This window comes from Streptomyces sp. NPDC059989 (assembly GCF_042736975.1).
In the GTDB taxonomy this organism is placed as follows: Bacteria; Actinomycetota; Actinomycetes; order Streptomycetales; family Streptomycetaceae; genus Streptomyces.
In genome coordinates this window covers 167,031-187,029 of the sequence record NZ_JBHWUO010000004.1, presented here as the reverse complement: position 1 = coordinate 187,029, position 19,999 = coordinate 167,031, and the positions used below count along the sequence as shown (strand labels likewise).

At 68.5% G+C, this 19,999-nt stretch carries 22 protein-coding genes; all 22 read right to left on the bottom strand.

The window, feature by feature from the left end:
• Positions 1-273: 273 nt before the first annotated feature.
• The 22 genes from ACFWBN_RS05635 to ACFWBN_RS05530 all read right to left on the bottom strand — a co-directional run bounded on the left by ACFWBN_RS05635 (position 274) and on the right by ACFWBN_RS05530 (position 19,550).
• Positions 274-600 (bottom strand): hypothetical protein, encoded by a 327-nt coding sequence (locus tag ACFWBN_RS05635; RefSeq protein WP_385171014.1) that lies wholly within the window; start codon positions 598-600, stop codon positions 274-276.
• Positions 601-770: 170 nt separating this feature from the next.
• Complete coding sequence (locus tag ACFWBN_RS05630) at positions 771-1,172, bottom strand: VOC family protein (RefSeq protein WP_385171012.1); 402 nt, start codon at positions 1,170-1,172, stop codon at positions 771-773.
• A complete protein-coding gene (locus tag ACFWBN_RS05625; RefSeq protein ID WP_385171009.1) occupies positions 1,156-1,944 on the bottom strand; it encodes a phosphosulfolactate synthase in 789 nt (262 codons plus the stop codon). The genes ACFWBN_RS05630 and ACFWBN_RS05625 overlap by 17 nt, the downstream gene beginning before the upstream one ends.
• 34 nt (positions 1,945-1,978) lie before the next feature.
• Positions 1,979-2,701, bottom strand: a complete 723-nt coding sequence (locus ACFWBN_RS05620) for a uridine kinase (protein WP_385171006.1) — start codon at positions 2,699-2,701, stop codon at positions 1,979-1,981.
• A complete protein-coding gene (locus tag ACFWBN_RS05615; protein WP_385171003.1) occupies positions 2,694-3,287 on the bottom strand; it encodes a phosphoribosylglycinamide formyltransferase in 594 nt (197 codons plus the stop codon). The genes ACFWBN_RS05620 and ACFWBN_RS05615 overlap by 8 nt, the downstream gene beginning before the upstream one ends.
• A 5-nt stretch (positions 3,288-3,292) precedes the next feature.
• Positions 3,293-3,973 carry a histidine phosphatase family protein gene (locus ACFWBN_RS05610; protein ID WP_385171001.1) on the bottom strand — a complete coding sequence of 227 codons (681 nt, stop codon included), beginning with the start codon at positions 3,971-3,973 and terminating at the stop codon, positions 3,293-3,295.
• Positions 3,970-4,701: an HAD family hydrolase gene (locus tag ACFWBN_RS05605; RefSeq protein WP_385170998.1), complete on the bottom strand. Its 732-nt coding sequence runs from the start codon at positions 4,699-4,701 to the stop codon at positions 3,970-3,972. The genes ACFWBN_RS05610 and ACFWBN_RS05605 overlap by 4 nt, the downstream gene beginning before the upstream one ends.
• Positions 4,698-5,690 (bottom strand): FkbM family methyltransferase, encoded by a 993-nt coding sequence (locus tag ACFWBN_RS05600; RefSeq protein ID WP_385170995.1) that lies wholly within the window; start codon positions 5,688-5,690, stop codon positions 4,698-4,700. Before ACFWBN_RS05600 ends, ACFWBN_RS05605 begins: the two co-directional genes overlap by 4 nt.
• On the bottom strand, positions 5,660-6,598 hold the full coding sequence (locus ACFWBN_RS05595; RefSeq protein WP_385170993.1) for a branched-chain amino acid transaminase: 939 nt from the start codon (positions 6,596-6,598) through the stop codon (positions 5,660-5,662). Before ACFWBN_RS05595 ends, ACFWBN_RS05600 begins: the two co-directional genes overlap by 31 nt.
• 39 nt (positions 6,599-6,637) lie before the next feature.
• Positions 6,638-7,312: a transaldolase family protein gene (locus ACFWBN_RS05590; RefSeq protein WP_385171248.1), complete on the bottom strand. Its 675-nt coding sequence runs from the start codon at positions 7,310-7,312 to the stop codon at positions 6,638-6,640.
• Entirely contained in the window at positions 7,284-7,883 is a 600-nt protein-coding gene (locus ACFWBN_RS05585; protein ID WP_385170990.1) for a D-glycero-alpha-D-manno-heptose-1,7-bisphosphate 7-phosphatase, read from the bottom strand. Before ACFWBN_RS05585 ends, ACFWBN_RS05590 begins: the two co-directional genes overlap by 29 nt.
• Positions 7,884-7,948: 65 nt before the next feature.
• Complete coding sequence (locus ACFWBN_RS05580; RefSeq protein WP_385170987.1) at positions 7,949-8,569, bottom strand: SIS domain-containing protein; 621 nt, start codon at positions 8,567-8,569, stop codon at positions 7,949-7,951.
• On the bottom strand, positions 8,566-9,588 hold the full coding sequence (locus ACFWBN_RS05575; RefSeq protein ID WP_385170984.1) for a hypothetical protein: 1,023 nt from the start codon (positions 9,586-9,588) through the stop codon (positions 8,566-8,568). Before ACFWBN_RS05575 ends, ACFWBN_RS05580 begins: the two co-directional genes overlap by 4 nt.
• A complete protein-coding gene (locus ACFWBN_RS05570; protein ID WP_385170981.1) occupies positions 9,585-10,592 on the bottom strand; it encodes an NAD-dependent epimerase/dehydratase family protein in 1,008 nt (335 codons plus the stop codon). Before ACFWBN_RS05570 ends, ACFWBN_RS05575 begins: the two co-directional genes overlap by 4 nt.
• Positions 10,589-11,170: an NUDIX hydrolase gene (locus ACFWBN_RS05565; protein WP_385170978.1), complete on the bottom strand. Its 582-nt coding sequence runs from the start codon at positions 11,168-11,170 to the stop codon at positions 10,589-10,591. The genes ACFWBN_RS05570 and ACFWBN_RS05565 overlap by 4 nt, the downstream gene beginning before the upstream one ends.
• Positions 11,154-11,972 carry a sugar phosphate nucleotidyltransferase gene (locus ACFWBN_RS05560; RefSeq protein WP_385170976.1) on the bottom strand — a complete coding sequence of 273 codons (819 nt, stop codon included), beginning with the start codon at positions 11,970-11,972 and terminating at the stop codon, positions 11,154-11,156. The genes ACFWBN_RS05565 and ACFWBN_RS05560 overlap by 17 nt, the downstream gene beginning before the upstream one ends.
• Positions 11,969-13,105: a glycosyltransferase family 4 protein gene (locus ACFWBN_RS05555; protein ID WP_385170972.1), complete on the bottom strand. Its 1,137-nt coding sequence runs from the start codon at positions 13,103-13,105 to the stop codon at positions 11,969-11,971. Before ACFWBN_RS05555 ends, ACFWBN_RS05560 begins: the two co-directional genes overlap by 4 nt.
• A gap of 65 nt (positions 13,106-13,170) precedes the next feature.
• On the bottom strand, positions 13,171-14,142 hold the full coding sequence (locus tag ACFWBN_RS05550; protein ID WP_385171246.1) for a sugar phosphate nucleotidyltransferase: 972 nt from the start codon (positions 14,140-14,142) through the stop codon (positions 13,171-13,173).
• Positions 14,143-14,171: 29 nt separating this feature from the next.
• The gene (locus ACFWBN_RS05545) at positions 14,172-15,236 is read right to left on the bottom strand and encodes a hypothetical protein (RefSeq protein ID WP_385170969.1); all 1,065 of its coding nucleotides are present in this window, start codon (positions 15,234-15,236) and stop codon (positions 14,172-14,174) included.
• Between the two features lie 115 nt (positions 15,237-15,351).
• On the bottom strand, positions 15,352-16,689 hold the full coding sequence (locus tag ACFWBN_RS05540; protein ID WP_385170966.1) for an AMP-binding protein: 1,338 nt from the start codon (positions 16,687-16,689) through the stop codon (positions 15,352-15,354).
• The gene (locus ACFWBN_RS05535) at positions 16,686-17,933 is read right to left on the bottom strand and encodes an MFS transporter (RefSeq protein ID WP_385170963.1); all 1,248 of its coding nucleotides are present in this window, start codon (positions 17,931-17,933) and stop codon (positions 16,686-16,688) included. Before ACFWBN_RS05535 ends, ACFWBN_RS05540 begins: the two co-directional genes overlap by 4 nt.
• Positions 17,934-19,550, bottom strand: a complete 1,617-nt coding sequence (locus ACFWBN_RS05530; protein ID WP_385170960.1) for a condensation domain-containing protein — start codon at positions 19,548-19,550, stop codon at positions 17,934-17,936.
• Positions 19,551-19,999: the final 449 nt, after the last annotated feature.

Genomic DNA, 19,999 nt, shown 5'->3' with positions numbered 1-19,999 from the left:
TGCGCGCTGTACACCAGCCCTGTCGGCATCAAATCCCCTTCACCCGAGATTCCGGAGCGCCTGAAACCGCTCATTGGGTTCTAATGATCCCATCGGGGACATAGATACCTCGGGAAGCGCGCAGATGACCCACCCCGCGGACGGAACGTATCCGTCGCGCCGCGCCTGGGAAGCCCCTCCGCCGCACCGGCGCCTGCCCGCTCCCGAGCGATGGCGACCGCTCGACGCCGAGGGGGCGGAACGAGTGGACAGGCAACCCCGCACGGTCTGCTCTCACTGGGGCATGCACTGCATGAGGGGTGAGGAACTCTCAACTCGAACGAAGGGCGCGGCCTTGGCCGCCCGGACATGGCGCATGAGGCGCAGCACCGAGACGGCGTTGTCCATCGTTGCCGGAGGCTGCACGAGGGAGCGTTCGCTGCCCACCACCGGCTCGACGAGGCATACGTGGCGCTCCGCCTCGATGAGGTCGCCCTCCAGGAGGGCCTCGCGGGCGAAGGCGAGTCCTGGTTCGCGCAGGGCGAGGTCTTCGATGGGTTCGGGCAGCACTTCGAGGAGTTCGTCGATGGCGTTGCGGTACTGGCGGTACTCCACGGGCATGCTTCCGCTGAGGGGCACCCCGGTGCTTGGCGTACTTGAAAGGTGCGGCCGGAACGATACCGTCCTTGCCGCGTTGCAGCCCGTCAAACTGGAAGCAGGGTACGGGGTTTGAGCCCATAGACCGCTGCGGCCCGCCCTGGGAGGGCGGGCCGGCGACCGGTGACGCACGGTCAATAGATCATGCGCGGGTCGCGATAGTGCTTGAACTCCAGCAGATTGTCGGTCGGATCCCGCAGGACGACGGTGTAGTGCTCCTCGACCAGTCCCTCGAAGCGCAGCTGCGATTTCTGATACACGGGCACATTTCTCAGTTCGACCAGCTGCAGGAGGGCGTCGTAATCCGCCTTCTCCCTGAACGTCAGTCCGAAGTGGCGGGGGTAGAGGCGGACTTCAGCCCTGAGCTCGTTCGGTGAGTGGTGGCAGACCAGCTGATCCCCGAAGAAGTTGAACGTCAGCCGATCGTCATAACGTCGCGCTACATGGCAACCGAGGAGCTTCGAGTAGAAGTGCTCCGTCTCCTGAAGGTCCCTGGCCGGAATGGCGAGGTGGAATGCGTCACGGGATGTTCTCATCGCCCGTCTCCATGGGGTCCAATAGCGTGTCGGCCCGCAGGCCGAGTCTGAGTGTCTCCAACGCCAATACGTCCAGGGCCGCGATGTTTCCGAGATTCACTTCGGGGCCCACACGTTTGACAAAGTACGTTTGTATGCTCTTCGTTGGGGCCTCGAACAGCAGCCGGTTGACGTCGACGCCGGACCGGAGGATGTCTTCGACGAGGCCGTACCGAAGCTCACCGTCCGGCCGACAGATTCCGCTCGACCCGCTCTCCCTCGACTCCAGCACGACGTACTTCGCGCCTGCCAGGAGATCGGAGTTGATGTTCTCTATCCATTGGCTCGGAGAAAGCAGCTCCGACCTGGGCTGATCCTTGAAGCCGACTTCCGCGAGGACCTCGAACTCTCCGGCCAGCACCCCGATCAGCTCGGCTTTCGCAGCCGGTTCGAGATCGATCGTGCCGTTGGACACCTCTACGTATCGGCAGCCAAGGTTGTGACAGAGCGCGCGGAACTCGTTGAATCGCCCCTGCTGGACGTGCTTCTCGAAGAGGGTGCCTCCCAGTAGGAAGGGGACTTCGCGCTCGTTCAGGGCGGCTGTCTTCCGCTTGATGCTCCTGGTGACCACTGAGGTGCCCCAGCCGAATTTCACCAGGTCCACGTACTCGTGATAGCTGTCGAGCACGTCCTCGAAAAGTCCGGCCGGCATGCCGTTGTCGATCACCATCGTGAGGCCACGGGTCCTCGGCTTGGCCTGCCGGTCCGGGAGGACTAGGGAATGGTCGGCCACCGCTCCTCCTCCGTTTCCACATCACCGGTCGTGATCAATCTCGGCCTCGTCGGCGATGGAAGACGGGGTGGTCGACGTCCGCCCCGTTGCCGATGAGGACGATGTCGGCCACCAGGTCCGGGCGCTGCCGGGCCACGTAGCGGTCCTCGGCCGGCATCCACTCGTCCACCCATTGGGAGCGGGCCGACTCGCCGTCCCGGGCCAGCCCGCGGTTCAGCCGCACGTCCCGGTCGGCGAGACAGAAGATCCGGTAGGTGTAGTGGTCGCGCAGGCGCAGTTCCGTGGTGTAGACGCCCTCCACGATCAGCGGTGAACCCTCCGGGACCGATACCCACGGACCCAGTTCGTCGCGGTCCCAGTCGTAGATCTGGTACGTGACCTCCTTGCCGGCGGCCGCGGGTGCCACCACCTGGTGCAGCAGCCTCTCCAGATCGAACTGACCGCCGACCTCGGCGTCGCCGTCGGGGCGGGTGGCGGACGGACGGTAGAAGTCGTCACCGTGGACCACCTCGGCGCCGCCCAGTGCGGTGGCCAGCAGCGTTGCCAGGGTGCTCTTGCCCGACGCGCCGGGCCCGTCGATGCCGATCAGGACTCTCGGCGCATCGCTGGACGACGCCCGCCGCACGGCGGCGGCGAGCTGCTCGATGTCATGGACCCCCGCCGCCGCGTACTCCGGTTCGCTCACTTCGGCATGTCCCTCTCTCGCGGCGGTGCCGTCGGCGATTCCACCGGCACTGCCGTGTGTCGTTTCAGTCATGGAAATGAACCTTGTTCCCGACGCGGGAGATACGCCCCTCGACAAAGGCCGTGAGGATGTCGAAGAGCATCCTGATCTCGATGTCCACGAGCTTCGGCATGACCGTCTCCACCGTGTCGTCCACATCGACCGGCAGGGGTTCCTGCGCGATGATGGGTCCGGCGCTGACCGAGTCCGGGGCGCGGAAGTGGAACGTCATTCCGATGGTCTTGACCCCGTGGTCGAGGGCCGGACCGATGGCCTCGTCCAGCTCTCCGAACGCCGGAAGGAGCGCCGGGTACATGCTGATGGCGCGATCCGGGAAGAGGTCGAGCAGGCCCTTGTCCAACGGTTCGGTGTATCCGGCGACGACGATGAAGTCCACGCCGGCCTTGAGCAGTTCGGTGCCCGTCTCCGTATCCCGCTCGGCCCGGGACGCGTAGTGCTCGCGGGCTCGGTACACGATGTGGGGAACGGCCGCCTCGCGGGCGACCGCCAGAGCCGGGCAGTCGATATTGCTGGCCACCGCCACGACGGATCCCGGTATCGATCCGTCGGCGCATCCTTGGAGCAGGTAGCGCAGCATGGTGCCGCGCCCTGATGTCACCAGCCCTATTCTGAGATTTCCCACGAAGACCTCTCCTTCTGATGCGGCGGCGCCGAGTCCCCCGCGGGGACCTGCGGTGGGTGACCGGACCACTCGAGACAGGTGGTCCGGTCGTCCTCGATGTCCAGGACGACCGTTCCGCAGTTGTCGATCCACCGTCGATAGCCGAACGACGGGGGCAGGTTGTCCGACAGCCGGGTCAGCGCCAGTTGCAGTACGGTGCCGTGCGCGACCACGACGACGGTCCGCCCCCGGTGCGCGTCGGCCAGGGACTCCACGCCCTCGGTGAAGCGCGCCAGCGCCTCGCGGCCCGTTTCGCCACCCGGCCCGAGGGCGTAGTCGAGGTCGTCCGCGTGGTACCAGAACTCCCAGGTACTGTCCAAACGTTCGAACGCGGCGGGACCTCCCTGCCCTTCCAGCTCCCCCACCGAACACTCCCGGAATTCGATGCGCACGACCGGATCCAGCCCTCGGGCGCGGCCCAGTTCCTCCGCCGTCTGGCGGGCGCGCAGCAACGGACTGGTGTAGATCGCGGCCACGTCCACGGACCGCAGCCGCGAGGCCAGTTCGGCCGCCTGCTCCCGCCCCCGCGCGTTCAGCGGCGCCCCGGGCGCGGCGGCCGTGATCACCAGCCCTTTGTTGTGGGCGGTCTCACCGTGTCGTACGAAGATGATTCGGGTTGTCACGTCGCTCCTCGCTCCGTGCCGCGTGCTCCTGCCGCGATCCGAGCGGCACGTACGGCCGGGGGGATGTCTCGCAGGGCACTGGTTCGGCTGATCCCCGGAAGACGGGTGAACAGCTCCAGTGGGTCGTACAGAATCGCGTGCGCCACCCCGGCGGCGCGCGCACCGAGCACGTCGTTGATCAGGCTGTCACCGACGAACCAGCACTGCTGCGGATCGACTTGGAGTGCGCGGCAGGCCGTGTGGTAGATCTCCGGGCTCGGCTTCTCCACGCCGATCACCGCCGAATCGATCATCACGGAGAAGTGTTGGTCGAGTCCGAACTCGGCGAGCTCCTCGGTGAGCCGCCCCTCCGCGTTGGCGACCGCGGCCAGTTCGATGTCCATGGCCCGCAACGCGGTGAGCGCCTCGTGCGCCCCGGGATCGAGGACACCGTACAGATCGGGTCTGCGCACCGCGCTTCGGAACGCGGCGACCACCGGTTCCGGGCCGGCGTCCAGCAACTGCGCCCACCGCAGCGCGACCCTTTCGTCCCCGTCCCTCGCGCGGGGCAGGGGGAAGTGCCGGGCTTCGGCGGCCAGTGCGAGCGCGGCCACCGCATCCGGGCCACCGACACCCGTCACGCCCTGGATGGCGAGCTCCTCGGCGAGGACGTGGCCGTCCACGTGAATGAGCGTCATCCCCACGTCGAACAGCAGCGCCCTCGGCGGGGCCGTCGAGGAGGCGATCACGGGCTCTCCCGGTGCTGTGCCCGCACGAACACCGACGAGTGCGCCCCCCGCTCGGCGAACCGGTGGAAGCCGTGCTCGCGCAGGACCCCGACCACCGCGTCCGCGGGGACGTACTTCGCGTGCAGATCGAGCAGCAGCACACCTACCCGGTCCAGCCACGCGACGTCGCCGTTCAGGAAGATCTCCTCTTCGGCGCCTTCCACGTCGATCTTCATCACGTCGACGCTCCGCAAGCCGTGCCGGTCCAGGAGCACGGACACGGGAAGCGTCCGTACCTGCCGGTGTTCCAACCGCAGGGCGTGCTCCGGACGGTGGGCGAGTGCCTCCCTGGCCTTCGCCACCGCCGGTGTCGTCGAACTCGACGCCCACCAGCCGTTCGGGTAGAGGGTGGCCGTGCCTTCCCGCGCCGCTATCGCGGCCTCCTCGATCCGCCAGTCGAGGCCGTTGCGTTCGGCATTGAGCCGCAGGATCTCCACGCTGTCGGCCACCGGCTCCACACACACCACCCGGGCCTCCGGAAACTGCATGCTGAAGTACAGCGAAGAGAGTCCGATGTTGCTGCCGAGGTCCACGACCGTCCTCACCTCGGCCGGCACGGCCCGCGCCGGCAGCGCGTACGCCTGCTGCGCGAACACCTCACGCAGCACGTGCAGATCGCTGGCGTGCCACCGGAGGTGGCAGCGCAGCCTCGCTCCCCCGCGCGCTCGGAGCGGGAAGGAACGTACGCGCTCGCCCAGCGGAAACCGGACCGCCATTCCCAGGTGATAGGCGAACAGCCACCGGGCCAGGTGGAGGCGGCTCAGTGGACTCAGTCCCGCCCCGGTTCCGAGGTCCGCGGCCAGCTCCCCCACCTGGCGGAGCACCAGCTGCGTGCGGGTCATCGACGCCCCGTCCTCGTCGCGCCGCAGGTATCCGAAGCCGGTGCCGCGCCGCGCGCCCCGCAGGACCGCCCGGGCGGTCAACTGATCACCGGCCCGGGTGTCAGCCATCCGCGGCTGTCTCCGGCCGCGCCACCGCCGACGGCGGCGAAGTACGCGCTCTGCACGTCCTTGGTGACCGGTCCCGGTACTCCGGTACCCACCCGGTGGCGGTCGACCGTCAGCACGGGAGTGATCTCACTGAGCGTTCCCGCCAGGAACACCTCGTCCGCCACGTACAGTTCGGTGCGTTCGACCTCGCGCTGCCGCACGGTGATCCCCTTCTCGGCCAGCAGCTCGATGACGCTGCTCCTGGTGAGGCTCTCGAGGATCGAGTCGGTCAGCCGGGGCGTCGACACCTCCCCCTCGCGCACCACGAAGATCGACGCCCCGCCCGTCTCGGCGAGTTTGCCCGCCTTGTTCAGCAGGATCGCCTCGTCGAATCCGTTCGCGTCCGCCTCCATGCGGGCGAGGCGCAGGTTGTAGTAGTTGGCGGCGGCCTTGACCCGGGGCGGGGAGGTCTCGTCGTCGGAGCGCCTCCAGGACGACACCTGGCACCGCAGCCCGAGCTCGATGCTGGGCTCACGGGGAGAGGGGAAGACCGGCATGAAGAACCCGGCCGCCAGTTGGTCGCCGGAGGCCACGTAGCGGCCCTTCTGGAGGTACGCCGTCGGCCTGACGTAGATGTCCTCGGCGTATCCGAGCCTGGTGACGAGCTCCCCCAGCGCCGCGGTGAACTCCTCCGTCGTCATCCGGAACGGGATGCTGGTGAGCTTCGCCGACTGCCCGAGCCGGCTCAGATGCCGCTCCAGGTGCACGAAGTAGTGGCGTTTCTCCTCGGCGTTCCAGTAGCCGCGCAGGCCCTCGAAGACGCTGGCGGCGCGGAGCACCACCTCGCTCCAGACGTGGACGGTCGCCTCGGCCCAGGGGCGTACCCCGCCGTCCATCCAGATGTACTCGGGTTGGGAAAGCTCTGCCATGCCGGGCAGCCTCCTTCTCGTTGGTGAGTGGGTGAGCGGTCAGTTCCGGACGCCGCCGATGGCGGCCGCCGCGTCCACGAATTCGCCCACCGTGTGGCGGCCGTACTTGTGGTCGCAGAGCCGGCTGAGCACGGCCGGCGGGACAGTGACGCAGTCGGCTCCCGCCTCCCAGCTGCGCCGCACATCGGCGGTTCCGCGCAGGCTCGCGGAGATGATCTTGGTGTCCAGGCCCCAGCGGTCCAGCCAACGCCTGGTCGAGGCGACGACGCCGGCGCCGTCACCGCCCTCGTCGTCGACGCGTCCGGTGAAGATGCTGACGAACTCGGCCCCGGCCTTGGCCGCGAGTACCGCCTGTCCCATGGAGAGACAGGCCGTGGCGTTGACCCTGACCCCGGCGCTGCGCAGCGCGTTGATGGCCGGCAGGCAGGGCTCTCCCCCAGGAGTGATGACGGGTACCTTCACGACGACATTGGCCGCCAGGCCCGACAGCAGATGCGCCTGGGCGAGGAGTTCGTCCCCGCCGGGCGCGGTGACCTCCAGGTGCAGTGGGCGCGGGGCTATCGCCTCCGCGAGTCCCACCAGTGTCTTGCGGTCGTAGGTCACACCCTCTCGGGCCATGATCAGTGGGTTGGTGGTGACACCGTCGATCACACCGCAATCGAGCCAGTAGTCGACTTGGGCGCGGTCAGCGCTGTCGAGCAGGACGAACATCATCACTCCAGTTCAGGATGGTCTCGACTGCCTCGTACAGGTCCCGGGCCACGAGGTCGGGTTCGCCGTCGCCGCACCAGGTGGCGCAGGCGTCGCAGCGCCGCGTACCGACCCATGCGGTGCGGCAGCCGGCGCTTCGGCCGGCGGTGACATCGGTCGATGTGTCGCCGATCATCCAACTGCTGCCGAGATCCAGGCCCAATGTCCCAGCGGCCTCCCGGAGCAGGCCCGGCGACGGCTTCCTGTTCGGGCACTCCACGCGAAGCCCGTCGATGACCGCGTCGGGATGGTGCACGCAGTAGTAGACGCCGTTCAGCACGGCCCCTTGGTGCGCGAGGCCCATCACGATCTGATGGGTCACCTGGTCCAGAAGCGGCCATGAGGTCTTGCCCTTGGCCACCACCGGTTGGTTGGAGACGACGACGCAGGCGACGTCGCGCTCGTTGAGCAGCTTGACGGCCTCCGCCGCCCCGGGCTTGAGCCGGACCTGATCGGGGCGCAGCGGCGAGTCGACCGTCCCCAGATCCGGTTCCCACCACAGGTCGTTCAGTACGCCGTCACGGTCGAGGAACACCGCCCGCCGGTCCGTCCCGGGCTCCGGCCACCCGTGGCGCGGTGGTCCGGTCATCGGCGGCCCGGTCACCGGAGGCCTTCCCAGTGGGGGCGGGTCCGGTTCAGTTCCGGGTGCGTGACCAGCAGGTGCCACACCACCGACTGGAAGATCTCGGTGTGCGTCGTGACGTGGTCCGGGTCGGACACCGGGACCGTGATGCAGACGTCGGCCAGCCGCCGCGTCTCACCGCCGTTCGGACCCACGACCCCGCAGACGAACGCCGACGCCCGCTTGGCCGTGCGGACGGCCTCCACCAGGTTCACGCTGACCGGGGGTTCCTCGCTTCCGCCCCCTACGGAGAAGACGAGAAGGGCGTCGGACGGCCCGATGCGGCTGCCGGTCAGCCAGCGGGAGATCGAGTCCCGCCAGCCGTAGTCGTTGATGGCGGCGGTCAGCGCCGCGGAGTTGTCCGTCGGGGCGTAGGACTCCAAACCCGCCAGTCCCCTGAAGTCGCACACCGCGTGGGATGCGTTGGCGGCTCCGCCGCCCACTCCCACGCAGAAGACCCTCCCGCCGCCGTCGCGTACCGCGCGCAGTGCGCGGGCCACGTCGTCCACGGCCGCGAGGTCGAGCCGCTGCGCGACGCGCACCAGCTCCTCGGTGAAACGCAGCGTGTACTCGCTCTGCCGTGTGCGCTCGGTGGTCACCCTCGGCTCCTCTCTCCATGGTCGTCGAATGCCGTCACGCGTGTGCCGGTCGCCGTGAAGGCGAACGGCAAGGTCCGCAGTCCTCGCCGCGCCACCAGTTCCAGGACCGGGGCCCGTTGCCCCGGTTCCAGGAACAGCAGCAGGAAGCCGCCTCCGCCGGCGCCCACCAACTTGCCCGCCCGCACGCCCCTGCCGCGCGCGTCGGCGTAGAACCCGTCCCACGCCCCCTGGCTCCCGCCCTCGCGCTTGGCCGTCCAGTGCTCGTGGAGCAGGGTGGCGAAGCCGTCGAGATCTCCGGCCTGGAGGGAGGCGAGGATGCGGCCACCGATCTCCTTGATGCGGTGCAGCCGGTCGATCCGCCGGTGCAGGTCCCGCTCCGCACGCCCGACGGCCAGGTGTGCGGTGCTGTCCCGGGTCGTTCCGGTGAAGACCAGCAACAACCGCTGCTCGAGCCTGCGGAGCGTGTCCTCGCTGACGGCCGCTTCGGGCACCAGGACCTCTCCCGAGTGCTGGATGAGCAGACGTCTCACACCGCCCAGCCCGCACACGTACTGGTCGTGTTTGCCCACCGGTCTGCCGAGACGCTCCATCTCCAGCAGGCAGGCCTCCTCGGCCAGGGTGCGCGGATCCCTCCTCGCACCGCGCAGGGCGTGCAGCGCCCCGAGCAGCGATACGGCGAACGCCCCCGAGCTGCCCAGACCGCTGCCCGCCGGGACGGGCCCGAACGAGGCGATCTCCAGCTCTCCGGAGCCGCCGACCATGCGGAGCGCCTCGCGTACGTACGGATCGGCCGCCTCGGCCCCGGGCTCGGTGAAGATCGTGCTGTCGTGGGAGAACCGGCTGCGACCGTCCACCCGGCCTCCTCTGGCGACCACCGTGACCTGCGGGGTGATCGCCGCGGAGAGCAGGTCGCCACCGTGGGTCTCCGCGTAGAACGGCAGGTCCGTCCCGCCGCCGGCGAGCGGCAGCCGAAGGGGTGTGCGTGCGACGACGAACGGATCGTCGATGGTGAGGGTCATAGCGGGTTCCGCTCGTCCTCGAGCTCGGTGAGCAGCCGCCGAGCGGCGGCGACGACCGCCTCGTGAGGGGTGAACCGCGGGGACCAGCCCGAGGCCCGGGCCTTGCTGATGTCCAGCTCGACGACCGGCTGGTCACCCGGCCAGGACGGCGCGGAGGTCGTGATCTCCAGGCGGGGCTCGGGCTCGCCCAGGGCCTCGGCGACGGCGGCCGCGACCTCGCGTACGGTGAGGCTTCCCGAGGAGGCGACGTTGTAGATCTCGCACGGCGTGTCCGAGTCGCCGGGCGACCGGCTGATCTTGATCATCGCCTCGACCGCGTCGTCGACCAGGACGTAGCTCTTTCGCTGGCGGCCGTCTCCGAGCACGGGGAGCGCCTTCGCGTCCTGGCGCAGTTTTCGCAGGAAGTCCAGGACGATGCCGCGGGCCATCTGCCCGCCGACGAGGTTCCCGAGCCGGAAGATCCAGCCCCTGATCCCGAAGAGGTGGCAGTAGGCGGAGATGACCGCCTCCGCCGAAACCTTTCCGGCCCCGTACAGCGAGCCCGGCGCCAGCGGTCCGAAGTCCTCGCGGAGCGCGGTGCGGGCGGCGTTGCCGTACACGGCGCTGGTGGAGGGAAAGACGATCTTTCCGACGCCACCGCGCCGCATCGACTCCAGGACCTGCCGGGTCAGCAGCACGGACTCCTCGATGTCGATCCCGGTGTCCTGGGCGCTCAGCGGGATGTCGGTGTTCGCGGCGAAGTGCCACACCTCGCTGACAGTGCCGGCACCGCCGGTGCCGCTGACACCGCCGACACCGCCGACACCGCTGATCACCTCACCGACGAGCGAGTGCAGCTCCCCCTCGGCGTACTCCAGCCCCGGCCGTCCGACGAGGTCGCGCAGTCGATGGGCGGAGGCCGCCGGCACCCGGTCCACGGCGATCACTCGGCGGCCTTGCGCGATGAGCGCGCGGGTCACATGGGCGCCCGCGAATCCGGCCGCGCCGGTGACTAGTACGGTCATCGCTCCTCCTTGACGGTGTGCAGTGATCCGGCGAAGTCCCTGAGGCAGAGCCCGGCCAGGGTGACCGCGTCGGTGACGGCTCCGGAGCCGACGAGGGCGGGCACCTCGTGCGGGCCGACCAGTCTCGTGGTCATGCCCTGCTCCCCGCGTTCCCGCTCCGGGGGGCCGGGGCGGGTCAACCGCACCGAGACGAAGCTGCCGTACTGGGTCGCCCAGTCAGCGGCCTCGTAGACGCGCTCCGCCAGGACGACGGGCGAGTCCGCCTCCCATCCGGTCTCCTCGCGGAGCTCGCGCAGCGCGGCCTCGCACACGTCCTCCCCCGGCTCCACGCCTCCCTGCGGCAGCTCCAGGCTCCATCGGCCGGCCGCGTACCGGAATTGGTCCACCATGACCACGCGGCCCTCGGGCGTCTCGCCGACGATCACCACGAAGTTCGACCGGCTGACGACGAGGAAACGATCGGTGTGTCCGCTGCCGAGCCGGATGTCGTCCTCCCTGACCTGCGCCCACGGAGTCGTGTGGATCGTCCGCGAGCGCAGCCGGACCTTGGTCGGCTCGCGCTCAGCGTGTGCGGTCATGCTCTTCCTCTCCTCGATCGCCGACGGGGCTGCGCTCGCCGACGGGAAGGGACGGTCGCGCGAGGGCGGGAGGACCGGGGAAGCGGATCTCACCCCGTTCGGCGAGGCGGCTCAACTCGGCGTGGCCGGCGGGCGATCCGATCTCGTAGAACCGTGACGTGGTCTCCAGGGCGGCCAGTTCGCCGCCCTGGATGAGCGAGTCGAAGAGCACCCCCAGGTCGAGGAAGCCTTCCGCCGGCAACCTCCGGAGAACGTGCTTGCGAAGCAGGGCGATTCCGAAGTCCACGTACTCGAGCTCGCCGGGACCGGCGGACTTGTCGTAGCGCAGCACCCTTCCCGCGTCGGCATGGACGTTGCTCGGGACGAGCCGGTCCCGGTTCCGCAGCACCACCATCGCCGCCGCCGATTCGCTGCCGCGCCACTCGCGGGTCAGGCGTGCCAGGTCCAGCGGTGTGTACGTGTCACCGAGGAGCAGGAGGAATTCCTCCTCCAGGTACCTCTCGGCCAGTCTCAGGCACCCGGCGGTGCCCACGGGCGTCCGCTCCACGCTCGTGGTGATCCGCATCGGTCCGTAGTCGCGCCGGGCGAGGTGGGCCAGCACCTGGTCCGCGAGATGCCCGAGGCACAGGTGCACCGACGTCACGTGCTGATCACGCAGGAATGCCATGACCCAGTCCAGCAACGGGTGACCCTGAACGGGTACGAGGATCTTGGGCCTGCCGGCCGTCAAGGCCCCCAGCCGGGTGCCCAGTCCACCGGCGATCACAACGGTCTGCGGCACCGCCGCCTGCGAACGGCTCATCGCCCGACCGCCAGCCGCAGGAGCTCCGCCTCGGTGGCGTCGATCATGCGCTGCTGCGAGAAGTGCCGCAGCACGTGTTCTCTGCCGCGCCGGGCGAGCGATGCCCTGAGGTCCTCGTCGTCCAGGCACCTCGACAGCGCCTTCGCCAGTGCGGCGGGCTCTCCCGGCGGAGCGAGCACGGCCAGGTCCGGGGAGCTCAGGATCTCCCTGATTCCTGGGACGGAACAGGTGACGACGGGGCGCCCGCTGCTCATCGCCTCCAGGACCGACAGTCCCAGACCCTCCTCATGGCTCGGCTGCGCCACCACATCGGCCGCGGCGAGCACGGCCGGCATGTCCCGGTGGCCGAGAGACCGGTCGATCGTGACCCGACCGCCCAGCCCGGACTCCTCGACCGCGCGGCGGAGCTCTTCCGCGTACGCCACCGAGGCCGAGCTCACGCTGCCCGCGATGAGGAGCCGCACGTCGGTCCTGTCCAACCGCGCCACCGCGCGGACCAGTTCCAGGTGCCCCTTGCGCGGCTTGAGGCGGCCGGCACTGACGACGAACAGGTCTCCGGGCCCGACTCCGTAGCGGGCCCGGACCCCGGCTCCGTCGACCGCCGGGTGGAACAGCCCGGTGTCGACCCCGTGGTGGATCAGCCGGACCCGGTCACCGCCCAGCCTGGTCACCGCGCGCTCCTGATAGAAGCGGGAGCCTGCCAGTACCAGGTCCGGTCGCAGGAACCGGTACACCATGTCGAGTCGGCCCGTGCCGAACGGCTCTTGTTGCGGCGCGTGTTCGTGGTACGCGCCGACCAGTGGGACGGTGAACTCCTCGGCCACGACGCGTCCGAGAACGGTGGTCTCCAGACTGTTCGCGAGGACGATGTCCGGGCCCCACGCGCCCAGAGCGGCGGCCGTCTCCGGCAGCAGACCGAAGTACAGCTGCTCCCAGCGCAGTTTGCTCGGATCGGCGAGCAGTTCGAGATAGCCGGTGAGCCGGTGTACGCGGAACCGGGGAGCCGACGACGTGCCGTCGGCCCTGTCGGCCCTCTCGGCCCTGTCGGCCCCGTCGGTCAGGACCACCACCTCGTGTCCGCGGTCCGCCAGCGCCGATGCGACGGTCCAGGCGTACGTTTCGGCGCCTCCCACCACCGGGGGGAATCCCGATGTCAGGAGAAGGATCCGCAAGCGCCCCGGGGGATGTGTACGGCCGCTCACAGCACCACCGCGCCCAGACAACGGCTGCCGGCCGGTACCGCAGCGCCCGCGAGCAGCACGCTGCGTATCACGGTGGCCCCGGCTCCGACGACACAGCCCGGCCCGAGCACCGAGTCCGAGACTTTGGCCCCGGCGTCCACCCGCGCACCGGCGCCCAGCAGCACCCGGCCGGAGAGCAGGCTCCGGGGATCGATGTCGGCCTCACCCTGAACCCATGTACCGGGGCCGGGCCCGCCGGGCCCGCCGGTCACCACTTCGGCCAACCTGGAGTCGTCCACCAAGGCCTCGAGGTTGGCCCGCAGCAGCGAGTCGACGTCGCCGATGTCCCGCCAGGAACCGGTCGTCACATGCACCGCCACCCGCGCGCCCCGCCCGAGCAACTCGGCGACCACGTCCTTGAAGTCGTAGTCCTCGCGGCCCTCGGACTGCAGCTCCTCGAGGACATGGGCTTCGACCACGTAGATGCCGCAGCTCACCAGCGAGCCGGGGGCGGCGTCGGAGGGCTTCTCCCGAAGACCGACCACGTGCTCCCCGTCGACGTCGAGCACCCCGAAACGCCAGGGGTCGCCGACCCTCGTCGCCACCACGGTGAGATCCGCACCGAGTCGGGCATGGGTACGCAGTACGTCCCGCGCCGGCACGTCACTCACCACGTCGCCGTGCCTCACCAGACAGCGCTCCACGTTCCGCAACTCCGGGACGCACGCTGCCAATCCGCCCGCCGGGCCGCTCGGCCGCCGCTCCTGCACCAGCCGGATCCGTACGCCCGTCTCCTGCGCTATGCGCGGCGCCGCCTGCCGGAACCGCTCGGCTTGATGCGAGACGTTCACCAGGACCTCGCGGACTCCGGCATCGCCCAGCCAGCTCACCGAACGGTGCAGAAGGGGTCGGTTGAGGATCGGGACGAGTGGCTTGGGCAGATGGTCCGTCACGGGGCGGAGCCGTTCTCCTCGCCCGGCCGCCAGCACCACTCCGCCGACCCTCGAGCCGGTGTCCGTCACTCGGCGCTCGCCGCGCGGGGTACGGGCCTGTAGTCGATCGCGGCCCTGGGGTTCGTGTGGAAGAGCCTCTCGATGTGCGCCTCGGACAGGCCCAGTTTGCTCATGTTCGCCCGCTGCGTTTCGTGGTCGGACGCGCCGGCGGCCACCGCACCGTCGTCACGGAGCCACAGTCCGGTGTGCTCGCTCCGCGTCAGCGGCTCGCCCGCCATGACGGCCACCTCGGTGTGGTCGGTCAGCGCGATGAGCCTTTCGTCGCCGAGCAGCTCGGCCGTGCGTCCCGATATCTCGAGGTCGACGTGTTGGCCGTCGAAATTGATGCACGGAATGAGGAGATCGTCGAGGGCCGCTCGCAGGACGACCGCCGGTACGGGTCCCAGGAGATCGGAGAGGTTCTCCCGGCTCCAGTCCGCGGAAAGCAGTTCCGAGAGTTCCTCGTCGTGGCGGGCACGCTGCTCCGGCGTTCGCCAGGCATGGGTGAAATTACGCGGCATGTCGTTGTAGAGGTGATCGGTGAGGATGAGGTAGCGCGACGACTCGTAGCGCTCGTGCAGGAATGCGATGACCTCTTCCGTACGCCGCGCACTGCGCTCCGGGTCATCACGGTGGAAGTGTCCCAGCGCCAGTCGGACACCATTTCCGTACAGCGTGGTGATGAGGTCCGCGAAGGTGGCTCCCGGCTCTATCTCGTCCTGCAGATCCATCTCGTCGGGAGCCATGACGATGTAACGCAGCCCGGCGGGGCCGAGCCCGGCGAGCTCGGTCCACTCGGCGAAGCTCGGAACCCAGCGGCCGGCTCGGGGGATGCCTCCCTGCGGCCCGAGCAGGGGTCCTTCCACGGCGAATCCGGCGATGTTGGGGACCGCCCCGGCGTCGCGGAGCTCGCCGTACGCCGACACCAGGCGTACCAGGTCGCCCAGCTTCTCGCGGCGGAGGTAGACGGTGGGGAGGATCTCGAGGTCCTGGCTCTCCGCCAGTTCCTGCAGCGGTATCAGATCCTTCGGCTCCAGGTCGGAGAGGTCGAAATCTCCGAGGCCGTGAAAGTGGTACAGAAAAACGCTCATGGAGCCGTCTTCTCCTGTCTGGTCGTGGCTGTGCCACCGTGGGAGAGCATGGGAAATGAATGGATCCGCCCGAGCACGTACGGCTCGGCGCAGATGCAGCTGCCTTCGAAAATTCCTAAGGTCGCAGGAGCGCCTTCTGGATCTTCCCCAGGTGATTACGCGGAAGAGAATCGACGATGTGAATGTCCCGCGGCCTTTTGTAGGGGGCGAGAAACTGCGTCGCGTGTTCCAGGAGCGATGCCTTGGAAAACAGCCCGGAAACTACGACCCAGGCCACGACTCGCTCACCGAGAATATCATCCGGAACCCCGATTACGGCAGCATCGGTGACATCCGGATAACTGAGCAATGCCTCTTCCACTTCACCGGCGCCGACCCGATATCCGGCCGTCTTGATGAGGTCCGTCGCCCGCCGGCCGACGAGTCGCAAGGAACCGTCCTCGTCCCAGCGCCCCAGGTCTCCGGTGGCGAACCACCCGTCCGCGTCCAAGGCGGAGCCGTGGCCGAGGTATCCGGAGAAGACGTTGGGCCCGCGCACATGCACCTCACCGGTGCCTTCATCGATGCCGACGTCCCGCAATTGGATGTCGACACCGGGGAGCGGCTGCCCCAATGATCCGTGGACACGTGGTCCGGCCACCCTCGGGGCGGTGTTCACCAGAGTCTCCGTCATCGCGTAACGATCCACGACCCGGTGGCCCGACAGGGCCTCGAGGCGGGCGAACACCTCCTGCGGCAGCGGTGCGGCTCCGGATGCCAGTAGCCGGGCACCGGAGAGCGCGCGCATCGCGCCGTCGCCGAGTGAAGCCCACATCGTCGGCACGCCGAAATACATCGTCCCCCCGTCCACCGGCCGGAGCGTGGGCGCCGTGTACTCCAGCCGCGAACCGATCCGCAGTGGTCCCAGCCCTCCGAACACCAATCCGTGCACGTGGGACAGCGGCAGACCGTGCACCAGAACGTCGTCGGCGTCCCAATCCCACACCTGGGCCAGGGCGTCGAGATTCGCTCGTATCGACCGTCTGGAGATGGGCACACCCTTCGGCCGCCCTGTGGAACCGGACGTGTACAGCAGCAGCGCCGGACTCGAGTCCGTCCCACCGGTGCGGTCCTCGGGCAACGAGCCGCGCGCGGAGAGCTCGACCCTGTCCAGTACGAGGTCCGGGTCACTGTCCCTGATCACGTGTTCCCGCTCGGCCGGCGCGGCCGAAGGGCTGAGCGGCACCGCGGTGCCTCCGGCGGTCACCACGCCCGCAACCGCGACCAGGGTCTCCAAGGGATGCCTGGTGGTCACGAGCACGGTCCGTGCCCCCGCCACTGCGGCGGCGACCGCGCCGACGGCGCCGGCCAAGTCGTCACCGGCCAGCCGTCGATCACCGACGCGCAGGTCCGCGGTGCCGGCGTACAACGCCGACAGCAGTTGATCGGGGCGTGTCCCCGCGGTTCCACTCATGACTCCCCCATTCCTGACAAGGCCGCGTCCGCGGCCCGTGCGTCCACGCCGGGCGCCCGTTCACGGGGCGCTCCCCGGCGCACGGCCAGCCAACCCATCAGCCCGGCGACCGTCGCGGCGGCCGCCCCGAGCAGCACGGCGTGCCGCGGACCCAGGTGTTCGCCGACCCATCCGACGATCGGTCCGCCGACCGGCGTCGTGCCCAGCAGCCCCATCGACCAGAACGCCATGATCCGGCCGCGGAAGGCGGGTTCGACGCCGCTCTGCAGGGTGGCGTTGCCGAGTGCCAGAAACACCGCGCTGGAAGCACCTACGCCGATCAGCCCCATGACGGCCACCGTCGCGGAGCCGGCCGATGCCACGATGCCGAGCGTGAGTCCCAGTGCGACGGCCGAGAGTGCCATCACGGACACCGACCTGCCCGGCAGCCATCTGCTGCACAGACCCGCGGTCACCGATCCCACGGCCAGGGCCCCGAGGAAGAGGCTGAGCGTCATCGCGGAGCCGTCGAACGTCCGAGCCGCGAGCAGCGGCAACGAGACCATGAACTTGTACGCCAGCATGCCGACCAGAAAGACCATGACGAGTGGGAGCAGCAAGGTGCGGTCCCCCAGGACCAGTCGGAGTGCGTCACGCACGCCCGATGGTTCCCCTCCGGTATTCGGCCGTCTCTTTGATGCGACGCCCTTGAGACGAACGAGGAGAATGATCAGGGGAACGTAGGACAGCGCGTTCCCGAAAAAGCACCATCCCGGTCCGACCGTGGTGATGAGAAGACCCGCGAGCAACGGTCCCACCGCCCGCGCAATATCCGCCAGTACCGGTCCGACTGCCGCCGCTCTCACCAGACGATCACCCGGCACTATCCGGGCGACGAACGCGTCGCGACCGGGCAGGTCGACGATATCGATGAGGCCCAGGCACGGCACGATCATCAGCATCATCCACAGCGTGAGCTCGTCCGCCAGAACGAGGACGCCCATGACCAGCGACAGCAGTCCCAGAGCCAATTGCGTGACGAGCAGCAGCCGGCGCAGATCGTAACGGTCGACGAGAACACCGCCGTAGGGCCCGGCGAGGAGCAGCGGAAGGAACTGCATGGCCACGGCGACGCCCAGGACGGTTCCGGATTCCGACAATTGGAAGATGACCCAGGAAGACCCGACTGCCTGTATCCACGTACCGGTGACCGAGACGGATTGCGCAACGCTGTAACGGATGAAGGCTCTTTGTGGCGCTGGCATTCAGCCGTCACCCGCCTGAACCGGCTTCGAGGATTCGCCGCTGAGCCATCCTGTCCAGTCCAGCCATTCCTGGAGCAACTCCCGGGCGTGGGAGGGCTCGAGCCAGTCCGCCTCGTACCGAAGCCCGAGTGTCCTGCCACCCCCTTCCGCTCTCTCCGTCGTGAAAGTGAGCCCCGGGAAGGCGATGTCGTGCGACAACGGAACTCGGGCGGTGTCGACGCCCGGAAGTTCGAGATCGGGTTCCGGGGGAACGCCTTCCAGCATGTTCAGTATCACGAAGGGGCGCATGGGCACAGCGGCATGGGAGTCCGGCTGGAGTTCCCTGGCCAGTAATGCGTAGGGAACCTTGTGGGCAAGTGTCGCGGACCACGACCTGGTGACCGCGCGGGCGACCTTCGCACGGCTGGTCGCACTGCTCAGATCCGGCGCGAAAGGCAGGGCGTCGAAAAGCGGACCGACGACGTCGGACCATTCCTCCTTCTCCCGATTGAGGTAGGTGATGAAAAGGCGGGGCGGAAGCGACCCGGGCAATCCTCGGTGGAGCAGTACGAGTTGCAGAGCTGCTGCCATGAGCATCGTCGGTGTCGTCTGCAGGTCCCGGGCGGCGTGGCCGAGGCGAGCGGACCGCGCGGCGGAGATCTCCACCACCTCTGAGCGCGCGAGGTAGGTCTGCCGAGGTGGACGGGGCGGCAGGCCCCGCAAGGAGACGCCCGGCCTCGGCCCTGCCTCGCCGAGCACGGTGCGCCAGTAGGAGAGCCTTTCGGCCAGGACCCCGGGGGTCAGAGAGCTCTCTTCGGCTGCGACCACATCGTCGAAGACGGGTCCCTTCGTGGCCCGAGCATGGGACTCGGGGGTGTGCGTCCGATAGCCGGCCGATACATCGCGCATCACCAGGCCCAGCGACCAGGCATCGGCCAGGATGTGGTGGAGCAGAAAGACGATCGCGCCGTGTCCGTCATCTGTTTCGATATAGGTGACTCGAAAGAGCGGGGCCGCGCACAGATCGAACTCGTGTCGCAGCGTTGCCGCGATCGCCGCGTCCAGACGATGTGCCGCGGCAAACGATCTCTGGACCGGAATGATCTCGGACCCATGGAGCAATCGTTTCCAATCTCCGTCGACCTTGCGAAAGAACGTGCGCAATACCGGATGGCGCTGCAACACCGTCTTTACACTGCGCCGAAGCAGGCCGAAGTCGAGAGGCTGTCCCACCCTGTAGACGCGGATCATCACATCACGTGGAACGGGAAGCCCGGAACGGGCGGATTCCTCCTCCAGTTCGAGCCGTTCGAGCTGAGAGAAGGACGGCGGCGACCCGGTAAGCTCCGCCACGGGTTGCGAGAGTTCGCCACCCTCAGGCCCACCCGCGCCAACGCCAGGTTCGGCTACCCTTGACAATTCTGCCGCAAACTCCTCCGCGATCGGGTGTTCGAAAAGATCTGCCAGCGAGGTCGCATAGCCGAGCTTGGCCAACAAGCCCACCGCCTGGGCTGCCGACAGGGAGTCTCCGCCGGCTTCGAAGAAGTTCACACGTCCGTCGGATTGCGAGATTTCGAGTACTTCACTCCAAGCGGCGAGAACTGACGTCAGGGCATCATTCCGATGGTTCTCGATCAACGTCCAACCCCCGTGAAGGAACCGTCGAGAAAGCTGATTGGCTCGGGCAGCCACAGAGCATGCGCAGACGGCAGGGCCCCGGAAATGTGCCGAGCAGAACTTTTGCAGAGCCACCGATCAGGCCGATCAGCCCTGAGATTTACCACGAAGGGGAGATGTCACCCTTGTCAGGAAGCGCAACAGATCGCGGTGTTTACGTGACCGAAGTCAACGTAATCCCGCGTCACAAGTCGCACCGACTGATTCATGATCCCATCTTCACCCGTCATGCCGGGCGAGTCAAGAGTGAAGATCACGATCGATTGGCCAACTACGCGCACGTACCGGCTTCTTACCGAACGTCCAGTAACTCGGAACTCTCCTGGACGTCGTGCTGATCGGGGATCGGTTCGGGTCGTGTGGTGGTTGGGCACATCTCGGTGGGGTTGATTGTGATGACAGCCCACATA

Bases quoted from the DNA above. Each gene is read 5' to 3' on its own strand.
- ACFWBN_RS05570 (WP_385170981.1), bottom strand. From the start codon at position 10,592: ATGACCGTACTAGTCACCGGCGCGGCCGGATTCGCGGGCGCCCATGTG.
- ACFWBN_RS05560 (WP_385170976.1), bottom strand. From the start codon at position 11,972: ATGAGCCGTTCGCAGGCGGCGGTGCCGCAGACCGTTGTGATCGCCGGT.
- ACFWBN_RS05565 (WP_385170978.1), bottom strand. From the start codon at position 11,170: ATGACCGCACACGCTGAGCGCGAGCCGACCAAGGTCCGGCTGCGCTCG.
- ACFWBN_RS05535 (WP_385170963.1), bottom strand. From the start codon at position 17,933: ATGCCAGCGCCACAAAGAGCCTTCATCCGTTACAGCGTTGCGCAATCC.
- ACFWBN_RS05575 (WP_385170984.1), bottom strand. From the start codon at position 9,588: ATGACCCTCACCATCGACGATCCGTTCGTCGTCGCACGCACACCCCTT.
- ACFWBN_RS05590 (WP_385171248.1), bottom strand. From the start codon at position 7,312: ATGATGTTCGTCCTGCTCGACAGCGCTGACCGCGCCCAAGTCGACTAC.
- ACFWBN_RS05635 (WP_385171014.1), bottom strand. From the start codon at position 600: ATGCCCGTGGAGTACCGCCAGTACCGCAACGCCATCGACGAACTCCTC.
- ACFWBN_RS05630 (WP_385171012.1), bottom strand. From the start codon at position 1,172: ATGAGAACATCCCGTGACGCATTCCACCTCGCCATTCCGGCCAGGGAC.
- ACFWBN_RS05620 (WP_385171006.1), bottom strand. From the start codon at position 2,701: ATGACTGAAACGACACACGGCAGTGCCGGTGGAATCGCCGACGGCACC.
- ACFWBN_RS05595 (WP_385170993.1), bottom strand. From the start codon at position 6,598: ATGGCAGAGCTTTCCCAACCCGAGTACATCTGGATGGACGGCGGGGTA.
- ACFWBN_RS05600 (WP_385170995.1), bottom strand. From the start codon at position 5,690: ATGGCTGACACCCGGGCCGGTGATCAGTTGACCGCCCGGGCGGTCCTG.
- ACFWBN_RS05545 (WP_385170969.1), bottom strand. From the start codon at position 15,236: ATGAGCGTTTTTCTGTACCACTTTCACGGCCTCGGAGATTTCGACCTC.
- ACFWBN_RS05540 (WP_385170966.1), bottom strand. From the start codon at position 16,689: ATGAGTGGAACCGCGGGGACACGCCCCGATCAACTGCTGTCGGCGTTG.